General features: G+C 64.6%; 18 protein-coding genes. 9 read left to right on the forward strand and 9 right to left on the reverse strand.

All coding sequences use genetic code 11. The features are described 5' to 3' along the window. Positions 1–10 precede the first annotated feature (10 nt). A complete protein-coding gene (gene pepN / locus NSO95_RS10255) occupies positions 11–2665 on the reverse strand; it encodes an aminopeptidase N (RefSeq protein WP_257596130.1) in 2655 nt (884 codons plus the stop codon). Positions 2666–2718: 53 nt separating this feature from the next. On the opposite strand from pepN, the gene NSO95_RS10260 reads away from it, so the two are divergent. Continuing rightward, positions 2719–3495 (forward strand): Rossmann-fold NAD(P)-binding domain-containing protein, encoded by a 777-nt coding sequence (locus NSO95_RS10260; RefSeq protein ID WP_257596131.1) that lies wholly within the window; start codon positions 2719–2721, stop codon positions 3493–3495. Between the two features lie 7 nt (positions 3496–3502). Here NSO95_RS10260 and NSO95_RS10265 read toward each other — a convergent pair whose 3' ends face one another. The 4 genes from NSO95_RS10265 to NSO95_RS10280 form a co-directional block, all read right to left on the reverse strand. Beyond that, positions 3503–4654: a hypothetical protein gene (locus NSO95_RS10265; RefSeq protein WP_257596132.1), complete on the reverse strand. Its 1152-nt coding sequence runs from the start codon at positions 4652–4654 to the stop codon at positions 3503–3505. Positions 4655–4725: 71 nt separating this feature from the next. Next, a complete protein-coding gene (locus tag NSO95_RS10270; protein WP_257596133.1) occupies positions 4726–5292 on the reverse strand; it encodes a YbjP/YqhG family protein in 567 nt (188 codons plus the stop codon). Between the two features lie 74 nt (positions 5293–5366). Beyond that, a complete protein-coding gene (locus tag NSO95_RS10275) occupies positions 5367–6281 on the reverse strand; it encodes a DMT family transporter (protein ID WP_257596134.1) in 915 nt (304 codons plus the stop codon). Then, positions 6278–7297, reverse strand: a complete 1020-nt coding sequence (locus tag NSO95_RS10280; protein WP_257596135.1) for a threonine aldolase family protein — start codon at positions 7295–7297, stop codon at positions 6278–6280. The genes NSO95_RS10275 and NSO95_RS10280 overlap by 4 nt, the downstream gene beginning before the upstream one ends. 51 nt (positions 7298–7348) lie before the next feature. Between NSO95_RS10280 and NSO95_RS10285 the strand changes: the two genes are divergently transcribed. After that, positions 7349–7642, forward strand: a complete 294-nt coding sequence (locus NSO95_RS10285) for a GNAT family N-acetyltransferase (RefSeq protein ID WP_257596136.1) — start codon at positions 7349–7351, stop codon at positions 7640–7642. Between the two features lie 144 nt (positions 7643–7786). Beyond that, positions 7787–8182, forward strand: a complete 396-nt coding sequence (locus NSO95_RS10290; protein WP_257596137.1) for a PRC-barrel domain-containing protein — start codon at positions 7787–7789, stop codon at positions 8180–8182. Between the two features lie 80 nt (positions 8183–8262). Here the strand turns inward: NSO95_RS10290 and NSO95_RS10295 are convergent, their stop codons facing one another. The 3 genes from NSO95_RS10295 to NSO95_RS10305 form a co-directional block, all read right to left on the reverse strand. Beyond that, positions 8263–9828, reverse strand: coding sequence for a PH domain-containing protein (locus NSO95_RS10295; protein WP_257596138.1), 1566 nt, complete (start codon positions 9826–9828; stop codon positions 8263–8265). Then, positions 9825–10283, reverse strand: a complete 459-nt coding sequence (locus tag NSO95_RS10300) for a PH domain-containing protein (RefSeq protein ID WP_257596139.1) — start codon at positions 10281–10283, stop codon at positions 9825–9827. Before NSO95_RS10300 ends, NSO95_RS10295 begins: the two co-directional genes overlap by 4 nt. A 387-nt stretch (positions 10284–10670) precedes the next feature. Next, on the reverse strand, positions 10671–10838 hold the full coding sequence (locus NSO95_RS10305; RefSeq protein WP_257596140.1) for a hypothetical protein: 168 nt from the start codon (positions 10836–10838) through the stop codon (positions 10671–10673). A gap of 602 nt (positions 10839–11440) precedes the next feature. Between NSO95_RS10305 and NSO95_RS10310 the strand changes: the two genes are divergently transcribed. The 6 genes from NSO95_RS10310 to NSO95_RS10335 all read left to right on the forward strand — a co-directional run bounded on the left by NSO95_RS10310 (position 11441) and on the right by NSO95_RS10335 (position 18735). Beyond that, positions 11441–11578 carry a hypothetical protein gene (locus tag NSO95_RS10310; protein WP_257596141.1) on the forward strand — a complete coding sequence of 46 codons (138 nt, stop codon included), beginning with the start codon at positions 11441–11443 and terminating at the stop codon, positions 11576–11578. 41 nt (positions 11579–11619) lie between these two features. Next, positions 11620–11895 (forward strand): hypothetical protein, encoded by a 276-nt coding sequence (locus tag NSO95_RS10315; protein ID WP_257596142.1) that lies wholly within the window; start codon positions 11620–11622, stop codon positions 11893–11895. A 496-nt stretch (positions 11896–12391) separates the two neighbouring features. After that, positions 12392–14836: a TonB-dependent receptor domain-containing protein gene (locus NSO95_RS10320; protein ID WP_257596143.1), complete on the forward strand. Its 2445-nt coding sequence runs from the start codon at positions 12392–12394 to the stop codon at positions 14834–14836. 127 nt (positions 14837–14963) lie between these two features. After that, a complete protein-coding gene (locus NSO95_RS10325; RefSeq protein ID WP_257596144.1) occupies positions 14964–16484 on the forward strand; it encodes a tryptophan halogenase family protein in 1521 nt (506 codons plus the stop codon). Further along, on the forward strand, positions 16481–17842 hold the full coding sequence (locus tag NSO95_RS15355) for a putative 2OG-Fe(II) oxygenase (protein ID WP_257596145.1): 1362 nt from the start codon (positions 16481–16483) through the stop codon (positions 17840–17842). Before NSO95_RS10325 ends, NSO95_RS15355 begins: the two co-directional genes overlap by 4 nt. Continuing rightward, positions 17839–18735, forward strand: coding sequence for an ROK family protein (locus NSO95_RS10335; protein ID WP_257596146.1), 897 nt, complete (start codon positions 17839–17841; stop codon positions 18733–18735). The genes NSO95_RS15355 and NSO95_RS10335 overlap by 4 nt, the downstream gene beginning before the upstream one ends. Here NSO95_RS10335 and NSO95_RS10340 read toward each other — a convergent pair. After that, positions 18715–20031 carry a glycoside hydrolase family 32 protein gene (locus NSO95_RS10340; RefSeq protein WP_257596147.1) on the reverse strand — a complete coding sequence of 439 codons (1317 nt, stop codon included), beginning with the start codon at positions 20029–20031 and terminating at the stop codon, positions 18715–18717. The genes NSO95_RS10335 and NSO95_RS10340 overlap by 21 nt on opposite strands. Positions 20032–20089 lie beyond the last annotated feature (58 nt).

Genomic DNA, 20089 nt, shown 5'->3' on the forward strand with positions numbered 1-20089 from the left:
GTGGAGCGCTTCAGCCAAGCGAACGGGTGACCTGTTCGAAGGTATCGCGCGACAGCCTGTCGGACGCTGCGATCCGCTCCAGTTCCTGCCGCATAAGCGCGGCCCGCACCGGCTCGATCCGCCGCCATCGCCCGAGCGAGGGCACGAAGCGCGCCGCTGTCTGGGCGTTGATCGGGTCGAGCGCGAGGATCAGGTCGGCGATCATCCGGTAGCCCTCGCCGCTCTCGCCGTGAAACGCATGCGGGTTGCCGGCGAAGGCCATGTAGAGCGAGCGCACCCGGTTGGGGTTGCGCAGGGTGAAGTCGGGATGCCCGGCCAGCACCCTCACATGTTCGATCGCGTGCGGGTGGAGCGAGATCGCTTGCAGCGTGAACCACTTGTCGATCACCAGTTCGTTGCCCTGGTACCGGCGGTAGAAATCGATCAGCTTGTCGGTTCGCGCGGCGCTGTCGAGCCCGGTCAGTACCATCAACGCACCCTGCCGGTCGGTCATATTGTCCGCCGCCTCGTATTGCGCCTTGGCCATCTGCGCCGCGAGGTCGGGGTTGCCGGCGGCAAGGTAGACCAGCGCCTGCGTCTTGATCTTGCGCGCCCCGCGTGCGGCTTGCTCGAGGCCATATGGAATCTCGCTCACCCGCAGGTGGAGCGCGACGAATTCGCTTTCCAGCTCGCGCCCCAGCCACGCCTTGAGCCCTTCGCGCTCCGCATGGATGCGGCCCGGATCGGCAATCAGCATCTGTTCGGAGAGATAGGTCTGGCTCGGGAGCATGACGAGTTCGCCGCGCATCGAATCGTCGAGCGCTGCGTCGGCAAGGATCGCCGCAAGAGCGGTGCGGATGGCCGCCCGGCCCGCTGCGCGCGCGGCATCGTCGAGCCCGTCGCCTGCCGCCGCGACGATATGCGAGACGACCAGTTCCTGCATCGCTTCGTAGCGGGCAAAGCTGTCGTCGTCCTGTGCGGCGAGGAATACGAGGTCCGCATGCGGGACGGTGCGTTCGATGGTCACCGGCGCGGAATAGCCGCGGTTGATCGAGAGAACCGGCGGCTCGGCGAAACCGGTGAAGGCGAAGCTGTCCTCCGCCTTGCCGAGCACCACCAGCTGTTCGCCCTCATGCTTGCCCGTGGCCCGGTCGAACAGCGCTATGCGCAGCGGGATCGGCATCGCCTGCTTGTCGGGCTGGCCGGGGGTAGGCGGAACCTGCTGCGACAGGTGCAGCGTGGCGGTATCACCCGAATGCTCCAGCCGTACCGTTACCTTGGGCGTACCGGCCTGCGAATACCACAGGCGGAACTGCTCGAGGTCCAGCCCCGCGCCTTCCTCCATCGCGCGGATGAAATCCTCGCAGGTCGCCGCTTCGCCGTCGTGGCGCTCGAAATAGAGATCGCAGCCGGCACGGAACCGCTCCGGCCCGGCCATGGTGCGCATCATGCGGATGACTTCGGCCCCCTTGTTATAGACCGTGGCGGTGTAGAAGTTCGAAATCTCGCGGAAGCTGTCGGGGCGGATCGGGTGCGCCAGCGGGCCCGAATCCTCGGGGAACTGGGCCGAACGCAGTATCCGCACATCCTCGATCCGCTTGACCGCCTCACCTTGCATGTCCTGGCTGAACAGCTGGTCGCGCAGCACGGTGAAGCCTTCCTTCAGGCTCAGCTGGAACCAGTCGCGGCAGGTGACGCGGTTGCCCGACCAGTTGTGGAAATACTCATGCGCGATCACGCCCTCAATGGCGTCGAAATCGGCATCGGTCGCGGTGTCAGGATCCGCCAGCACATATTTGGTGTTGAAGACGTTGAGGCCCTTGTTCTCCATCGCCCCCATGTTGAAATCGCTCACCGCGACGATGTTGAACAAGTCGAGATCGTATTCGCGGCCGAACGCCTGCTCGTCCCACTGCATGCTCTTCTTCAGCGATTCGAGCGCGTGCTCGGTGCGCGGCAGGTCTTCCGCGCGGACCCAAATGTTGAGCTCGACCTCGCGGCCCGACATCGTGGTGAACCTGCCCGAATTGGCGACGAGGTCCCCCGCCACCAGCGCGAAGAGGTAGCTCGGCTTGGGCCAGGGGTCGTGCCATTCGGCCCAGTGGGTGCCGCCTTCGCCTTCGCCCTCGGCCACCCGATTGCCGTTGCACAGCAGGATCGGGAACTCCGCCTTCGGGCCGCTCATCCGCACGGTGTAGGTGCTGAGCACATCGGGGCGGTCGGGAAAGAAAGTGATGCGGCGGAAGCCTTCCGCTTCGCACTGGGTGCACAGCATCCCGCTGGAGGCATAGAGCCCCATCAGCTGCGAATTGGCCGAGGGGTCGATCGCAGTGACCACCTTAATCGCATGCGCCTCGCCATGCAGCGGCAGGATCAGGTCGTCGCCGTCCATCGACCAGTCACCCGCCGGCTCACCGTCAACCGTGACCGAGAGCGCTGTCAGGCCGTCGCCGTTGAGCCGGATCGTGTCGCTGCGTTGCGCCTTGGCATTGCGCGCCACGGTCAGCGTCGAAGTGACCAGCGTATGCTCGATCCCGAGTTCGAATTCGAGCGCGATCTGGGGAACCAGCCAGGGGAAGGGCGTGTAATCCTCGCGCCGGATCAGCGGAGGCTGCTGTGGTTCGGGCGGCGCATCGGCCATCTGGGTGTTTTCGGCAGCGACGGAGGGGTTGCGGGCAATATCCATAGGCGCGGGCACTACTCCCTTTCGCGATGCTCTCCAACCGCTACAACGCCGATATGGCGAGGATATTCATTTTCGGACTGGGCTATACTGCGGGGCGGATCGCACAGGCGCAGCGCGAACGAGGCTGGCAGGTCGATGCGACCGGCAGCGCAGGCAACATCGACTTCGCTGATGACGCTGCGGTGCGCGGGGGACTGGCGCAGGCGAGCCACGTTTTGTCCTCCGTCCCGCCCGCCGAGGGCGGCGATCCGGTGCTCGACCGCTATGGCGATGCGTCGGGGCGGCAATGGCTCGGCTACCTGTCCTCGACGGGGGTCTATGGCGATGCGCATGGCGCGTGGGTGGACGAAACGGCGGAGGTCGGCCACGGCCGCCGCACCGCCCGCGCGGAGAGCGACCTGCGCTGGCTGGAGCTGGGCGCGCGCGTCTTCCGCCTGCCGGGGATTTACGGGCCGGGCCGAAGCGCGCTCGACCGGGTGCGGGAGGGCAAGGCCCACCGGATCGATCTGCCGGATCAGGTTTTCAGCCGGGTGCATGTCGAGGACATCGTTAGCGGCGTGCTGGCCGGCCTGGATGCCCCGAGCGGCGCCTACAATCTCGCCGACGACCTGCCGACCAGCCAGAACGCCGTGATCGAGGAGGCTTCCCGCCTGCTCGGCGTGGCACCGCCGCCGATGCAGACGATGGAGGAAGCGAAGCTGTCGGACATGGCACGCGGTTTCTATGCCGAGAACCGCCGCGTCGCCAATGGCAAGACGAAGCGGGTGCTCGACTGGAAACCGCGCTACCCGACCTATCGCGAAGGGCTGCGCGCCTGCATGGAAGGCTGAGCTTCGATCAGTAGCCGTTGCGCCGGATGGTCCGCGCATTCCAGTCGATCCGCAGCCGCAGCAGGCCTTCCGCCGGATCGCCGAACATGCCGACCGGCAGAGTGAAGCGCGTATCGGGGCCGAAAAGCTTGCAGCTCGCGATATCGAGCGTGTCGTTGTAGCTCGGGCCGGTCAGCTCGCAGCCTTGCAGCCGCCCATCCGGTGTGACCGTGAGTTCGACCGAGGTCTCGGCCCATTTCGCCAACTCCATGCCCTCGGGCAAGTCGACGCGGACCTCGGGCTGCGACACCAGCTGCGGCCCGATCGGCATCATGGGCGTTTGCAATTCGACCACGCGCTTATGCCACACCATCCGCAACGGAAAATCGCGTAGCGCAAAGGCGCGCTCGCCATTGGATACGCGCATCGTGCGCGCCGCCGCGCAACTGGCGGAATCGTAGAGCGCATAGCCGCTCGACACCGCCACCTTGCATTCGGTAACAGCGCCGGTCGCGTCCCCGGACAGGAGCAGGTCGACCGTCGCATTGCGCTGCTCGCGGCGTTCGGTTGGGGCGAAATCCTTGCCCCTCGGCACGCTGAAGCTCAGCCCGCGATAGGCCGAGGCCGTGAAATACGGCGGCGGAAAGCCATTCTTCGAGACGACGAGACTGGCAGGCGGCATCGGCGCGGGCGGTGCCATCCGTTCCTGCCGGAACAGGATCGCGACGGCGACTTCCGATGCGACCGGTGTCCCATCAGCAGTCAGCGCGGGATGATAGGTGAGACGCCCGGTGGCCAGCGCGCATAGTTCTTCGCCGACGGCACCGTCGAGCGGCTCGTCCACCCGGTTGCGATTGGCCCAGACGAACAGCACGGCCGGGCGGCAGGCCTGCGGCTTGCCCTGCGCATCGAGTGCAACAACAATGTTGGTATGGATATCGACCTGCGGCTCGCGCGCGCGCAGTTCCTCTGGGAAAGCCTCGACCGGTATAGCACTCGACCGGCGATCGACGGCGGGTTTTCGCAGCAGCGCTTCGCCCGAGGCAGCGGTTTCGGGCGTCGAATTGCCCAAACTGTAGACAAGCACCTCCCGTTCGGACGCAGGAAGCGGCTGCGCCTGCACGGGGCTGAGCGAACTGGCCAGAATAGCCAGGCTCGCGATCTTCTTCGTTTTCGTCACTGCGACCTTCCCGATGGCCCCTCAAGGCCGACAAAACCGGCACCCACTCATCCAGTACGCATTCGCGCTTCTCAGAACATCGAGAAGCTGCCCGGCTCCCCGTCGGACATGGCGCGGTGGAGCGACGGCGTATCGCCGTCATTGATATCGTCGAGCAGCCATGCCCCCTTGACCCGCTTGAGCACCAGGCGCTTTTTCGTGTCCTGTCCGAAACTGCGCAAGGTCACCCCGACCCGCGCCTCGTCGCCGGTAATGTTCGCACTATCGACCCGCACCGACACATCGCCGAAATCCTGGCATTCGCAGAACGGGTCGTAGCCCATCGAACCCTCGGGCCCCAAGGCATGATCCCATGCCGCAGAGAATGCCGGAGTCATCTCCGTGTGCTTAACCGGCTTGTCGAGATAATCCGAAAACACCCCGAGGGCGGCAGCCCTCACCGCAGCTTCGTCAGCCGCATCGGCCTTGGGCGCTTCGGTCACCGGATCGGGCTTCGCCGTATCGGCCGCGGCAGTCTCCGCGGTCGATCCCGCCTCCGCATTGTCCGCCTCGGGCGAGCTCTGGACCGGCCCGGAGCAGGCGAGAAGCAATGGCGGCAGGATAACAAGCAGTCCCAGCCCGGTTCTCGAAAAGTCCATCGGATCACCCCCCGGTCGTTTCGATGCGGAGTATGTTGGCAAGCCTGTGCCGGGTCAAGCCGTGCCGCGCGCGATCAGCGGGGCAAATGCTTGGCCCGCAAGGCGATTACCAGCCCGATCATCGCCAGCACCGCGCCTGCCGCTGCGAGCGGCGTCCAGCGATAGCCTTCGAACAGGGTCGAGATGACCATCGCGATTACCACCACCAGCACCCCGTTATACGCCGCGCGGCCCGCGCCGAGCTTGCGCACCAGATCGTAATAGATCGGGAAGGTGACCACCGAGCCGACGATCGCGAGCCATGCGGTGCCGAGCCAATAGGCTTGCGACGCCGGAATGACGGGCGGGCCTTCGAACGTCCATGCCAGCCCCGCGTCGATCAGCGTCCCGTAAAGCATCGACCAGGCGAGCAAGGTCACGAGCGGGACGGATTTGCCCGTCGGCACGGCCTGGATCACATTGGCGATCGAGGCGGCGAGCATGGCGATCAGCGCGAGCCCGGTGCCGAGCGCGACATTCCCCCCGAGCGGCGCGACGTGCGCTTCATTGAGCAGCAACAAGCCAATCCCGCCCAGCGCCACGAGGCTGCCGATCAAGAACCGTGCGGTGATCGCCTCGCCCAGCAGAACCCGTCCGAGCACCGCATTGGGGACCAGCATCATCCCGATCAGCAGCGCAACGATTCCGGAGGTCAGGTGGAATTCCGACAGGTAGACGAAAGTGTAATTGCCGCAGAACTGGAACAACCCCATCGCCGCAGCCAGACCGTGTGCCGCACCGCCCATCCGCAGCGAGTGCCTGAGCACGAACGCCAGCAGGAACATTGCCGGGGTCGCCATCGCAAAGCGCCAGGTTACCGACCACAGCGCCGGAGCCTCGGCGATCTGGGTGGTGATGACGAACCAGGTCGAGCCCCAGATGAGGGCGATGAGCACGAAGGGGATCGCGATGCGCGGCCGCAGCAACGCGTGCGGAGGTGCCTCGGTCACAAAGCCGCGATCGCGCGGGCGAGCGCGCTCGCGGCCTGGCTATCGCTGTTCCACGCGGTGACGAAACGCGCCGCGTCCTCGCCCCAGTCGTAGAAACCGAAGCCCTGCGCCCGCAGCGCCTCGCGCTCCACCGCAGTGCAGCGCACGAAGACCTCGTTGGCTTCGACGGCATGCATCAGCCGCTCGCCGCAAGCCCCGGCGATCTCGGCGGCGGCGGCATTCGCGGCGCGCGCATTGTCGAGCCACAGGTCGCCCTCGAGCATCGCCAGAACCTGCGCCGCAAGGTAGCGGCCCTTGCTCTGCAAATGCCCGGCGCGCTTGCGACGATAGCGCGCGACATCGGCCAGCGCCGGGTCGAAGAAGACGATTGCCTCAGCCCCCATCCCGCCGTTCTTGACGAAGCCGAAGCTGAGCGCCTGTGCCGGGCCGACCGCCTCGGCGGGCGAGCAGCCGAGGAACGCCACCGCATTGCCAAAGCGCGCGCCGTCGACATGCAGCCCCAGCCCGCGCTCCTGCGCCAGCGCGCCGATCGCCTCGAGCTCTGCCGGTCGATAACTGCGCCCGTATTCGCTCGCCTGGGTGACCGAGATCGCATGCGGCTGGACCTGGTGGACATCGTCACGGATCGGATCGATCACCGCGCGGATGGCGTCGGGGGTCAGCTTCGCGCCCCCAGAATCTTTGGCGCCTTCAGCCAGCATCAGCTTGGCGCCATGCAGGTAAAATCCCGGCGCGCCCGCCTCGTCCATCTCGATATGCGCTTCGCGATGGCACACCACGCCGCCGTGCGGCGGGCACAGCGTAGCGAGCGCAAGGCAATTGGCGGAGGTCCCGGTCGCGGTCCACAGCACCGCGCATTCGCGCCCGAACAACTCGCCGAAGCGCGCGTCGAGCGCCTGCGACAGGGCATCGCCATCATAGGGTGCATCGGCCTCGTCCGCCGCGCGCATTGCGTTCCATACGCGGGGATGGACGGCGGCGGCATTGTCGGACAGGAATTGCTGGGAGCGGCTCATCGCGGAACGCCCTTACGCAGGCCTGCGTTGAACGCAAGAAGGAGACGCATCTTGCCCGAGGTTACCATCACCCATCATGCGCGCGGCGACGGCGGTCGCTATGTCGCCGCAGTCGCCGGCATCGAGCACAACGGACATCTCGACTGGGAACCTCTCGGCGAGAATATCCGGGTGGCGACCCACACCATCGTCCCGCGCGCGATCGGCGGGCAGGGCGTGGCGGCGCGGCTGGTCGATGCATTGGTGGCCGACGCGCGGGCGCAAAGTTTCCGCATCGTGCCGCAGTGCTCCTATGTCGAACGCCTGTTCCAGCGGCACCCCGAATGGGCGGAACTGCACGCCTGACCGCAGTTGTGTCTCAATCTAACTCAATGATTTGGAACACTTAGTCGGCCCAGCCATTGGTTACATGACACCCCAGGCGCAAGCGCCACCGCTCCAATCCGGTAGTGGCCGTCCGCGCTGTGCCGCAGAGACGAGGAGAGAACGATGCAATCCGCACCGCTCGACAACAGACAAAACCAATCCCAACCACTGGAAAGCAGGGAAACTGACGAACTGATCGCTTCCAACAAGGTGGAAGGGACCAAAGTCTATTCCACCGACGGTGAAAAGGTCGGCAGTATCGAACACCTGATGATCGGCAAGCGCACCGGAAAGGTCGACTATGCCGTGATGAGCTTTGGCGGCTTCCTTGGGATCGGCGAAGATCATCACCCCTTGCCATGGGACGTTCTCACCTACGACACCGATCGGGGAGGCTACGTGGTCAACATCGACAAGGAAAAGCTGACCGACGCACCGCGCTATCCCAAGGGCACCGAGCCCGAGTGGTCGCATGGCTACAATCACAAGATTTACGCCTTTTACGGCGTTCCCTACTGAGCGATCCCCGCTGATCAAGCGAAGTGATCCGACGTGATCGGGGGCCCCGCATCTGCGGGGCTCCTTTTTCGTGCCGCCGATCAGTCTTCCGTCAATTGAGAGAAGTCGGTCGTTGCAATGCTGGACAACACCGAGCTGCGCAGCGCTTTCGCGCGTTCGAGCGGAATGCCGGGGATAGCAAAACTGCCGCCCGCCAACCCGAGATGAAGCGTCGCATAGCCGCAGATCTTCGCGATCGGCCCTTGTGCGATTTCGACCGACTGCAGCTTGACCCGGTTTGCTACGGCGGTCGCAGGAGCGAGCCAGCCGCTGCGGCGGTAGATTTGTGTCCGGTCGATCGCGTTGCGGGCAAAGCGCCACAGGAACGCCTGTCGCAGCACGAGGAACAGCGCGACGCCGAACGGAATCAGCGCGAAGCCCCATTTCCCGTCCAGTTCCTCGATGCTGCTGCCGAGAGCGAGCCATAGCACAACGAGGCCGATCAGGCCGGGAAGCAGTCCATCGATTGCGATCCCGACATTGCGATTGGCAGTGCTGCCGCGCTGCCATTCGAGCTCGGCGGGCGGCATGTCGAACCCGGCAGCGGCGACGATCGGGGCAAGCTCGTCAAGCTGCGCGAAGGGCGCGACGTCGTGGCTCGCACCGCCCGCGTCCTGCGCCAGGCTGACAAAGCGCAAGCCGTGCCAGCCGAACCGACGGCGCAGGAAGCCGGTCGCAATGTCATAGCCCTGCACCCGGTGGACCGGCATCACCACATCCGTGCGCGTCAGCAATCCCCGGCGTCGGCGGAACCCCTTCGCGGTCCGTTCGAGCACGAAGCCCCAGTCGCGCAGCACCGTTCGCGCAAGGCCTGTCACCGAACCGACGAATAACAGCCCTATCAGCCCCGCAACAGCGCCGAGCGCCTGCGCCACGGGGCCCAGTTGCGCGATCCAGTCGCCCGGTCCGGCGAGCCATTCCATCCACAGATCCGGGTCCCACACCTCGATCCCGAGAAAGCTGTCGAGATATTGCAGCGCTCCGCCGAGCACCGCGAACACCGCGAGCGAAAACTCGAACAGCCCGAAGGTAACGAGGCGCTTCGGCCCCATTGCAAACAGCACTTCGGCGGGGGCGGTCGCTGGTGCCGCGGCATCGCCCGCATCCGAATCCGCTTCCGGGCCGGTCACGACCTGATCGACCTCATCCTTCTGCGCGCGCACCAGTTCGCGCAGGGCCTCGCCTTCGCTCTCTTTCAGATAGGCGAGCTTCATCTCGTCCTTGCCGCCCGCGCCAGTCTCGAACCGCACTTCTACGAGGCCGAACAACCGCGGGATCAGCGCCTGTTCGAGGCTCACGTCCTGGATCCGCTCGTAAGGCACCGATCGCGCCGCGCGGCTGAAAACGCCGCTCTCGACACGGATGTCCTGTTCGCCGACACTGTAGGTGAAGCGCTGCCAGCGGATGTAGCTCGCGAGGGTTCCGACAAGGATGACCAGCGCGCCGATCCCGAGCGCGAGCAGCACGCTGTAGCTGCGGCTGCCCGAGCCGAAAAACACCGCGATCACCGGGAACACCGCATTGCGCAGCGCAGCCGCGCCCTGCGCCAGCACGCTGACCGGGTTGGTCCGCTGCGGGACCCCGAGCGGGATTGCTGCCTCGCTCACAGCGTCTCGCGCTTGATGTGTTCGCGGATCGCCTCGCGCATCGCCGCCGCGTCGTCGCTCGCGAGGCCGGGCAGCTTGACCGAGGCGTTGTGCGTGCCCGCCGTATGCACCGTCAGCGTCGACAGCCCGAAGGCGCGCTCGAGCGGGCTCTCGTCGAGGTCGATATGCTGGACGCGGCCGAACGGCACCACCGTGTCCGACCGGAACAGCAGACCGCGCACGACGCGCAGGCGGTCGCTCCCCATGTCGTACCCGCAGGCTGCCCAGCGCCGCAGCGGGATGCGCAGAATGATGAAGGTGGCGAGCAGCACCACCGGCACGACTATCGCGCCCAGGGGGAGGAGATCGGCGCTTTCCAGCACGATGGCGGCGATCAGCACAGGCAGCGTGGCGAGTGCGGCGCGGATTCGCGTTACGGTGACGAAGCGCGGATCGAGCTTGGTGAGGTCTTCCATGGTGCCTTAGTCTAATAAGACGGTGGCCACGAGCAAGCGCAATCGTGCGCTGAGCATCGTTCACGAAAATTGAAGAGGATGGTGCTGCTGGCGAGGTTTGAACTCCCGGCGTGGAGGTTTCGCTCAGATGGTCGATCTCAGTAGGGTCGGAAACAGGGAGCGGTTGAAGCCGAGGGCTGGCAACGAGCCGCATTGGCATCGTTCGCGGGCGGGATGTTTCGTCGGATACCGCCCCCCCAAAAGCGTGGGGGGGAAGGAAACTGGGTTGCTCGAACTTATGACGCTGAGAATGTTAAGTACAAGCGCAAAGCCCTCGGCAACTATGGTGCCCTGGCGGGACATGAAGTGTTCATTGCTGCTCGCAAGGGCGCTGAAACTTGGGCGCAGCTAGTTGAAGCGGGCAGAGTCCATTCCGAGAAGATAGAAACCGTGGAGGATGCTTGCCGAGCCTATCTTCGCGCCCGCCCCGGAAAGATTGCAGAAGGCGTTTTCCGCCGACACATCTTTGAAGATCCGATAGCTAGAGTTAGACTTGATCGTCTGCGTCAGCATCATTTGCGAGAATGGCGAAATAGGTTGGAGGCCGCACCAGCGATTGTCAGTCGATCAAAGGTAGGAGAGTTGCGAACAAAGCCTCGCGCACCTTCGACGGTGAATAGGGACATGGTTCCTCTTTGCGCGGCCCTTCGGAGAGTGCTTGCGCAAGGAACATCGAATGCGGACTCTGCATGGCAGGAAGCGCTTAAGCTGTTCAGGGGCGCTGATCGCCCCCGGGAGTTGTACCTCGACCGCGATCGGCGCCGGAAGCTGCTCGATGCAGTTGAGCCAGAGGTGGCCCCATTCCTTCGCGCCCTTTGCCTGGTTCCGTTGCGCCCCGGTGCGTCAGCTGGGCTTCGCGCTGGGGATTTCGACAGGCGGACGCATTCGCTTCTGATCGGGCGAGATTAGAACGGGCTTGCGCGCAAAATCACGGTTCCACCAACAATGGCGGAGTTTCTCGCAAACCTAGGTGACAAACGAAGGCGTCAGAGCCGCTGTTTGTACGCCAAAACGGCAGAGCATGGGACAAAGATGCGTGGAAGTACCCGATCAAGCAGGCCGTCGATGCCGCAGAACTGCCTGCAGCAACGTCAGCCTGCACGTTGCGGCATAGCGTGTTGACCGATTTGGTGCGGGTGGGTCTGCCGATCCTTACTGTTGCGCAGATGGCAGGCACCAGCGTTGCGATGATCGAGTGGCATTTTGGTCACCTGGTACGTGACGACGCAGAGCAGGCGCTTGCAGGAGTCACCTGACGGGCAAACGGAAAGGTGATTTCCGCTTTCACGCCGGGAACATGGCATCCTATGCAGGAAAGACCGTAGCTGCTTTGAAGATCGAAGCGAGAAGGGATGGGCAAACTCATATGACGCGCGAACGTGCGCTTTTCACGCCCACCCATGCGTTCAACCTACTATACGCTTGGCCACAAATCACCGTTTCGCAAACGGTCATTCCAGTAGTTGCTGGTGGCGAAGAGCTCTACCAAGGATGGCTTCGCAAGATTAGAGATCCAAGAAACCCGCCAGCTGCCAACGAGGCCTATAGTTGTGCGGCACTGAAATCATTGTGAACGAGGGCCGGAATCATAGTCAGGGTGTCGGGAATTCAAGTCCCTCCTCCGCTACCATTTTCCACTGCCGGACCATTCGCCTGCACTGCGGTCGGGCTGATTTTGCGTCGAGGAATTCGCTCGCCCGGGTTGATTGCAGGGGAAGGTGAAGTGCCTGGATGGGCGGTGCCGCGGCAATCGCCGCTGATCGCGCTGGCACCGCCGTGCTGCGTTCTCCACAGCGATCCGAATGCAGCCGGCAACTGAGGAACCCGCCCTCCGCGGCCCGCAACTGTTAGTTGCCAGATGAAGGATCCACTCATTGAGAGCGAAAAGCAATCGATTGCAGATTCTTCTTTGCAATCGATTGCAAAAATATTAGATCGGGGCGAATCGGACGTCGCGCAGGGGAGTTGTGCGCGCCATTACGGGAGAGAGAATAATGACTAGGACCGCGTATCGTACGTGCGTATCTGCACTTGCCCTTGGGGTTGCGCTGCCATTTTCTGCGCCGTCTTTGGCGCAGGACAACGAGGAGGCAGCAGCAGATCCAACCGGCCTCGACATCATCGTCGTCACCGCATCGGTTGGCAATCAGACGCAGATCGAAAGTTCGATCTCGGTGACCTCGATCGACGATTCGATCATCCAGAACTTCCAGCCGCAGTCCGAAGCGGAAATTTTCCGCCTGCTGCCGGGTATCCAGACGCCGGGCACCTCGGGGCCCGGCGGCAACGCCAACATCGCCGTCCGCGGCCTGCCGGTCGCCACCGGCGGCGCGCCTTTCGTGCAATTGCAGGAAGACGGCCTGCCGATGGTGCTGTTCGGCGACATCCAGTTCGGCAACAACGACTACTGGTCCAAGTTCGACACCACCACCGCATCGGTGGAAGCCGTGCGCGGCGGTTCGGCCACCACGCTGGCCAGCCAGGCCCCCGGCGCGGTGATCAACTACATCAGCCACACGGGCGAAAAGGAAGGCGGCCTAGTCCAGCTGACCAAGGGGGTCGACTTCAACGACACCAAGCTCGACTTCCGTTACGGCGGCGGGCTGGGCGAAGGGCTTTACTTCCACGTCGGCGGCTATTTCCAGCGCGGCAAGGACCCGCTGGGGGTCGACTACACGATCAACGACAGCATCCAGGTGAAGGGCAACCTGACCAAGGAGTTCGATGACGGGGCATCGTTCCTGCGGTTGTTCTTCAAGGTCGCCGACACGCAGGGCATCAACTACACCGGTGCTCCGGCGCTGGCCAACTTCGCCAACGGCGAGGTCAGCGATATCCGTGCTTTTCCCGGATTCGATGGACGCAGCCAGACCAACTACTCGATCTACAACCAGGAACAGCTGATCTACAATCGCGACGGCGTGTTCGAGCGGGTCGGGATCAACGGCATCTCGACCGATCAGCAATATATCGGGGCGCAGCTGCACTGGGAATTCGGCGATAACTTTACGCTCGACAACCGGGCGCGCTATTCCGATGTCAGTGGCCGTTTCTCCTCCCCGTTCCTCAACATTGCGACCCGCGGAAGTGTGATCGGTTCGACCGTCAACGGGGCGACCGTGGCGCAGATCCGTTACGCCAACGGTCCGAGCGCCGGGCAGGTGTTTACCGGTGCGCTGCTCGACAACAATGTCAACGTCACCACCAATATCCGTGACCTCGGCGCTTTCGTGAACGATCTCGTGCTCGCGGGCGAATTCGATGTCGGCTCAATGCTGCTGACAGCGCGCGGCGGCTTCTTCTACATGGACCAGACCATCGCGATGGACTGGCACGTCAACCGCTCGACCCGCGAACTGAGCGGGGACAACCCGGCGCAGCTCGACCTCTACGACGCGGCCGGCAACCAGCTGACCTTCCAGGGCATCTCGGGCTATAACAACAATTGGGGCAATTGTTGCGCCCGCGACTACGACCTCGGTTACACTAACACCGCGCCTTACGCGCAGCTGGTGCTCGACGGCGATCTGTTCAACTTCGATGCCTCGGTCCGGTTCGAGCGGGTTGCGGCGAGCGGCTACACCATCGCCGGGGGCAACACCTTCCTCGTCTCGCCCGATCCCAGCCGCCCGAACCTGCGGATCGAGGCGATGACCGCCAACGGAGCGCGTGAACAGCTCGATTACAGCCGCAGCTACACCAGCTGGTCGGTCGGCGGCCTGTTCAAAGCATCGAGCGACCTGTCGATCTTTGCCCGCGCCTCGCGCGGTGGGCGCTTCAACTCCGACCGCCAGACCGTCGGCGGCAAGATCGCCAATGACGGGTCGCTGTGCACCGGGGCTGAGGCGCTTGCGGGCACCAACGGCTGCGCGGCCGACGGGGTCACCCCCTCGGTCGACTTCGTCAACCAGTACGAGCTCGGCGCGAAGGCACGCGGCGGCCTCGGCGGCGGCGACTGGACGGCGGAGCTGACGCTGCTCAAGGGCGATTTCAGCCAAAGCACCTTCGAGCTTTCGGCCACCCGTTGCCCCGGCGGGGCCGGCGGCTGCATCATCGACAGCGAATACAAGTCGAAAGGCTTCGAGTTCTTCGGCACCTACCGCAACGGCGGACTGCTGTTCGTGGCCAATGCGACCTACTCCGACGCGCAACGCAAGCTGTCGGGCGCGGCGAATTTCACCAAGGCGCCGTTCATTCCCGACCTCAGCTACTCGCTTTCGGCCTCCTACGATTTCGCCGATATCGTGACGCTGGGCCTGTCGGCCACCGGGCAGACCAGCGTGGTCGACGATGCCCTGCGGGAATACGAAGGCAAGACCACCTTCAACGCCTCGCTCCGCGTCAGCCCGCTCGACAACCTCGAGCTCGGTGTCAACGTCTACAACCTGTTCAACACCTTCGACCTTCGCGGCAACGGTGCCACGCTGGTCAATGGCGGGGTATCCCCGGCGATCGTCAGCGGTACGCCGGTTCCGGGCCGCAATGTCAGCGCATCGGTTCGCCTGACCTTCTGATCGGGTCGCATGTTCGTGCGGCGTGCCGGGGGGCGCGCCGCACATCCTCCCGGCGGCTCCCACCGCCAACCACGGGGACCGGTGGTTCAGGCTACCGGTCCCTTTCTTGTGTCGCTAGGATATTCCGATGACCGATACAGCAGATGACCGCGCCATCCGCTCGATCCTGGTGGTCGGCGGAGGCTCTGCAGGATGGATGACCGCGGCGGCGCTGGCCAATGCGCTGCCCAGAGGGTGCGCGATCACGCTGGTCGAATCCGAGGCGATCGGCACCGTCGGCGTGGGCGAAGCGACCATCCCACCGATCCGCACCTTCAATGCCATGCTCGGCATCGACGAACGCGAGTTCATCCGCGAGACGCAGGGCTCGTTCAAGCTGGGGATCGAATTCGTCGACTGGGGCGCCAAGGGCGAACGCTATTTCCATCCCTTCGGTCCGCACGGCAAGCCGATGGATATCCGCGACGTGCACCAGCTGTGGCTACAGGCGAGGCTGAGCGGCGAGGACGCCGGGGAGTTCGACGAGCTGTCGATGGCCTGGCAACTCGCAAAACGGGGACGGTTTACGATACCCAGCCCCGATGGCCGAAACGTCATGTCGACTTTCGACTATGCCTTCCATTTCGATGCCGGACGCTATGCGCGTTATCTGCGCGCCTACTCCGAGAAGCGCGGTGTCACCCGCGTCGAAGGCAAGATCGCCGATGTCACCCTCGACGGAGAGAGTGGGTTCATCCGCTCGGTCACATTGGAAGACGGGCAGGTGTTGAAGGCCGAGCTGTTCATCGACTGCTCGGGCTTTCGCGGGCTACTGATTGAAGGGGCGCTCAAGGCCGGATACGAGGATTGGACCCACTGGCTGCCATGCGACCGTGCTGTGGCCATTCCGTGCAGCCATGGCGGCGAGTTTACTCCCTACACCCGTTCGACCGCGCGCGAAGCGGGCTGGCAATGGCGCATCCCGTTGCAGCACCGGATCGGCAATGGCTATGTCTATTGCAGCCAGTTCATCAGCGACGAAGAGGCAGAGCGGACCCTGCTGGCCAACCTCGACGGCGAGCCGCTGGCACAGCCCAACCGGCTCCGCTTCGTCACCGGTATGCGGCGCAAGTTCTGGGACAGGAACGTGGTCGCGATCGGCCTGTCGAGCGGCTTTATGGAACCACTCGAATCGACCAGCCTGCATTTGATTCAGGCCGGGATTTCCAAGCTGTTGGCGCTGTTCCCCGACCGCAGCTTCGACCCGATGGTGCGCGACGAATACAACCACATTGCCCGCACCGAATACGAACGGATCCGCGACTTCCTGGTGCTGCATTACAAGCTGACGACGCGCGATGATTCCGAGCTTTGGCGGTACTGCCGCGACATGGAAATTCCCGACACGCTCGCCTTCAAGATCGAGCATTTCCGCCGCTACGGACGCCATATCGCGCGCGACATGGACCTGTTCGGCCCGCCGAGCTGGCATGCGGTGCATATCGGGCAGGGCAATATCCCCGAGGCCTGCGACCCGGTCGCGGGTTATCGCGAGCAGCGACCGGGTGAGTGGTTGGGCAAGCTCAAGGCGGCGATGGCGCACGAAGCGGCGCAGCAGACCACGCTCGAGCAGTTCATCGACCGGCATTGCAAAGCCCCGGCGGTGTGAGAGCCGCAGTGGCGCAGGAAACTGTTCCGACGCTCGTTGCTCAGGCGCAGGCCGCTTACGCCGCGCAGGATATGGCCACCGCTTGCGCTGCGATTGATGCAGCGGTGGCGCAGGCCCCTGACCATCCTGCGCTATCCTTCATGCGGGCGCAATTCCATTGGGAGGGGTGGTTCGACGCCGTGCCTCTGTTCGAACGCGCGGCGCAGCTCAATCCCGGGAATCCCGACATCGTGCGCAATTTCGCACTGGCGCTGGCTTCCGAAGGGCAGGGCGGGCGGGCCACGCGGCTGCTGGAAGGAATTCTCGCGCGCAGCTCTGGGTGGGTGGAGGGGCACAACACGCTCGCCACGCTCCGGACCACGGCGGGTGAGGACGATCCACTGCGTAGCTTCGCCGAGGCAGTGCAGTGCGAACCGGGCAATGCGGCATTGATCCAAGCCTGGTTCCACAAAGTCGTAGCGGGCAAGGATTGGGAGGAGGCGCGCAAGATTCTGGCACATGGCAAGTTTCCCTTGCTGCGCCTGTGGCTCGATTGCGAAAGCGGTGCAGCGAACGCCGATCCGGAGATCTTTGCTGCCCATGCAGGGTCAAACGATCCGGGGCTCGCGCTGCTGCAAGTGCGGCATGCGCTCCGCCATGGCGATCCGGCGCGGGCGCTCGTTTTGGCCGAGGCGCAGCTCGGCACTTCCCACGAGGGGCAGTTCTGGCCTTACCTCGATCTCTGCTGGCGGCTGATGGGCGATGACCGTGCCGACTGGCTGGAAGGAAACTTTACCAACGCAATCGATCTCGAACTCCCGCAAGCCACGCTGGCCGAACTGGCGACCTTCCTGCGCGGTCTCCACCGTATGTCCGCCCCCTATCCCGAACAATCGGTGCGCGGCGGGACGCAGACCGAGCGCAATCTGCTTTTGCACCATGACCCGCTGGTGATGGCGCTGCGGCGCAAAATCGAGGCGGTGGTCGAACAATGGCGCGATGGCTTGCCGCAAGGTGCGAGCCACCTTCTGCTGTCCCGCAAGCCCGCCGACATCCGCTTCAGCGGCAGCTGGTCGGTGCGGCTGGCAGGCGGCGGGCATCATAGCGCGCATACCCATCCGCAAGGCTGGGCCAGCTCCGCGCTCTATATCGTCGTGCCGCCTGAAACCGGGCGCGACCATGCCGGAGAGCTGGCCCTGGGCATGCCGCCGCCGGAGCTGGGGCTGGGCCTCGGGCCGACGCAATACATCACGCCGAAGCCTGGGCGGCTGGCGCTATTCCCTTCGACCACCTGGCACGGCACTGTGCCGTTCGAGGGGGAGGAGCGATTGACCATGGCTTTCGATGTGGCACCACAAATGACAGGGAGCACGAAGTGAACGAGCCATTGATCGGCGCAGTCGAAGCAGGTGGGACCAAGTTCGTCCTCGCCGTCGCGCGCATGGACGGGACCATCGTCGAGCGAGTGCGGATGGACACCCGCACCCCGACGGAGACCTTTCCCGAGATGGCGGCGTTCTTCGCGCAGCACGACTTGGCCGGGATCGGCATAGCCTCCTTTGGCCCGATCGACATCGACCCGGCCTCGCCCGCCTATGGCACCTTCACTACCACCCCCAAGCCGGGCTGGAGCGGGGCGCGGTTCCATGATGCGCTGGGGGGGCTCGGCGCGCCAATCCTGGTGGATACCGACGTCAACGGCGCAGCTCTGGGCGAATGGCTGTCCGGCGCGGGGCAGGGATGCGAGACGCTCGCCTACACCACCGTCGGGACGGGGATCGGCACCGGCGTGCTGCACAAGGGCGCGTCGCGCGGAGGGATCAGCCATCTCGAGGCCGGGCACATCCGCCCACCGCGCGATCCGGCACGCGACCCCTTCACCGGGCGCTGCCCGTTCCATGGCGACTGCCTCGAAGGCCTCGCCAGCGGTCCGGCGATCAGCGACCGTTGGGGTGCCTCGCTCGACGAATTCTCCGCGAGCGAGCCCGATGCGGTGCCGCTGATTGCCTCCTACCTCGCCGATTTCGCGGTCACGCTGGTGCTGATGCATATGCCCGACCGGCTGATCTTCGGCGGCGGTGTGATGAAGGCACCCGGCCTGCTGGGCAGCCTGCGCCAGCAGGCCGAGGCGCGGCTGGAAGGTTATGTCCAGCATCCGAGGCTCGATCCGGGCTTGGCCACTTACATCACCGCGCCGGGGCTGGGCGACGACGCAGGCATCACCGGCGCGCTAGAACTCGCGCGGCGCGCGTCAGGCCAGGGCCGCGACTGATATGTGCTGCGGTCGGTCGGTTTCGACCGACATCCGCGCGCTTGCTGGACGGTGCTGGAAGCTCGCAGCGCCGGTTCCGTCGGGGGTCAACACTTCCACCGTTTCGCTGTCGATCCAAATTGAGAGCCCTTCGCCATCTCGCCTTTCAAGGGTTGCCTCCGCATCGAGGAAGGGCAAAGCGGTGTCGCGGCGTTCGATTAGCCACCGGTCGCCTTGCACACGAACCGTGAGCTGGCATGAGCCGTCATCGGTGAGCAGAAGATCGCCCGCGAAATCGGCCACCAATTCCATCCGGCTGGCGACCTTGACCACTTTGTCGACCCCTAGCGCGCCGAAATCGCCGAACAGGCCGGCCACACTCGGTTCGATCACTTGCGATAGGCGCAGACCATCGGGGCGCTCCAGCAAGCCCATCCGCCGCGGCGCGCTCATCACTCCGCGCCAGCCCTTCTTTGGGAAATGCTTCTGATAGGCATGGTTGCCCATCCACCCGATCCATGCCGGGCGGCCCACCGCATCGCGCGGCCCGTTCCACGCAACGGCGGCATAGAAATCGCGGCCTTGATCGACCACCTGCCATGGACCGTCGGGGGTGAAGCGATGCCCGTCGAAATTGCCCGTGAGATAGAGTGCGCCGGCACCCGGTGCGCCGGTCAAGGCATCGACCTTGAACAACCAGCGGGTCTGCCCTCTGCCGCAGATGGGCAGTTCGACCAGCGTCGGGCATTCCCACACCTTGCCTGGCGCGTCGCTTGCCGGGATTTCCGAAGCCAGCCCCCAGCGCAGCAAGTCGGGTGAGCGGTATATCTGCGCTACCTGCTCGTTCGACTTCACCACCACCATCACCCAGCTGTCGCTCGGCTCGTGCCGAAAGACGTAGGGATCGCGGAAATCGGCCATGCCGAGATCGAGCACCGGATTGCCCGGGTGCTCGGTCCACGTTGTGCCCTTGTCCATGCTCCACGCCAGCGCCTGCGCCTGATGCTGCGGCTCGCCGATCGCGGCGGCGGTATAGAGCGCGATCATCGCATCGCGGCCGAATCCCGCGCTGCCAGAGGTATCCATCGCCGCGCTGCCGGAGAAGACCATGCGGCGCTCGTCGGTCAGCAGTGCGACCGGCAGTTCCTCCCACCTGGCGAGGTCGCTGCTCACCGCATGACCCCAGGACATGTGCCCCCAGTCCTCGCCATGCGGGTTGTACTGGTAGAACATGTGCCAGCGCTCGCCGTCATGCACGAGGCCATTGGGGTCGCTCAGCCAGTTCGATCGCGGAGTGTAATGATAGAGCGGTCGCACCCTGCCTCCTCGAGCGGGCAATTGATCGTGTTCCGCGCTCGAATAGCCGTTCTGCAAT

It is taken from the genome of Parerythrobacter lacustris, from assembly GCF_024626475.1.
GTDB classification, from domain to species: Bacteria; Pseudomonadota; Alphaproteobacteria; order Sphingomonadales; family Sphingomonadaceae; genus Parerythrobacter_A; species Parerythrobacter_A lacustris.

Coding starts and splice junctions, on each gene's coding strand:
- pepN (WP_257596130.1), bottom strand. CDS start 2,665: ATGGATATTGCCCGCAACCCCTCCGTCGCTGCCGAAAACACCCAGATG.
- NSO95_RS10260 (WP_257596131.1), top strand. CDS start 2,719: ATGGCGAGGATATTCATTTTCGGACTGGGCTATACTGCGGGGCGGATC.
- NSO95_RS10270 (WP_257596133.1), bottom strand. CDS start 5,292: ATGGACTTTTCGAGAACCGGGCTGGGACTGCTTGTTATCCTGCCGCCA.
- NSO95_RS10280 (WP_257596135.1), bottom strand. CDS start 7,297: ATGAGCCGCTCCCAGCAATTCCTGTCCGACAATGCCGCCGCCGTCCAT.
- NSO95_RS10290 (WP_257596137.1), top strand. CDS start 7,787: ATGCAATCCGCACCGCTCGACAACAGACAAAACCAATCCCAACCACTG.
- NSO95_RS10300 (WP_257596139.1), bottom strand. CDS start 10,283: ATGGAAGACCTCACCAAGCTCGATCCGCGCTTCGTCACCGTAACGCGA.
- NSO95_RS10305 (WP_257596140.1), bottom strand. CDS start 10,838: ATGATGCTGACGCAGACGATCAAGTCTAACTCTAGCTATCGGATCTTC.
- NSO95_RS10315 (WP_257596142.1), top strand. CDS start 11,620: ATGGCATCCTATGCAGGAAAGACCGTAGCTGCTTTGAAGATCGAAGCG.
- NSO95_RS10325 (WP_257596144.1), top strand. CDS start 14,964: ATGACCGATACAGCAGATGACCGCGCCATCCGCTCGATCCTGGTGGTC.